We start from the raw sequence: 948 nt of genomic DNA on the forward strand, positions 1-948 counted from the left end.
GTCAGCCCCCCCCCTGCCCGCCCCCCCCCCCCCCCCGCACCCCCCCCAACCCCCGCCCCCGGGGCCCCCCCGCGCGCCACGCCTGAGCCCCCGGGGGGGCCCCCGGGGCCGGGGGCGGCGCTTACCGCCGGTGGCCCCGCCCGGACCGGCCAGGTCCGCCAGGACGATGATGTTGTCCGTCCAGTGCCCGTCCGAGCCGATCCTCCCGCCGCAGGTGATGAGCCTGAGAGCGGGTTCGGGAGTGTCACCGTAGACCGTTTCGGTCGGGAAGCGGTCCTTGGCGGCCTGGAGCAGTGAGCGGACCTTGAAGTCCACGGTGCTGCCGTCCGCGCGCCGCACCTGGATCAGGTCGCCCGGCCGCAGCTTCGGCACGCCGTGGAAGACCGCCGGGCCGTGCGCGGTGTCGTAGTGCCCGATGAGGACGGCGGGGCCGGCCTCCCCGGGCGTCGGCCCGTTGCGGTACCAGCCGACCTCGTCGGCCCGGTCGGCGGCCGGCACTTCGACCGTCCCGTCGGGATTCAGCCCGAGGCCGGTCACCGGGGCGTCCACCCCGGCGGCCGGGACCAGCAGCCGGGTCGGCGCCGAAGCGGCGAAGGGCTTCGGCGCGCCGGCCGGGCTCCCGGCGGTCCTGGCCGTCCCCGTGGTCCCCGCGGTTCCGGGGCCTCCCGAGGGCGCGGCCGCCGGGTTGTCGGTACTGCCGTGCACCGAGGGCTCGACCCGCACCACCGGGGTGTGCCGGCCGGACAACGCCACGGTGGTGCCCAGCACCAGGCAGGCCAGGCCCGCCGCACCGAACGCCGTCCGGCGCAGTGTGCCCGGGCCGGGGGAGGCCTTGCGCCGCCGCCGGTTGCGGCCACCGCGCGGGAGGCCGTGGCGGGCCGGCCCGTCGGCGCCGGGCGTCCTGTCGGGCTGCCCGCCGCCCGCCGGGGCCCCGGTACCCACCGGGCC

Annotated in this window: 1 protein-coding gene; it reads right to left on the minus strand. The window is 79.6% G+C overall.

Going from position 1 to position 948, the window contains the following annotated elements; translation table 11 throughout:
• A partial coding sequence (locus ACFV6I_RS27235; RefSeq protein WP_380428190.1) for a class F sortase occupies nucleotides 1–948 on the minus strand: 948 nt, incomplete at both ends.

The organism is Kitasatospora sp. NPDC059803 (genome assembly GCF_042732255.1).
GTDB lineage: Bacteria > Actinomycetota > Actinomycetes > Streptomycetales > Streptomycetaceae > Kitasatospora.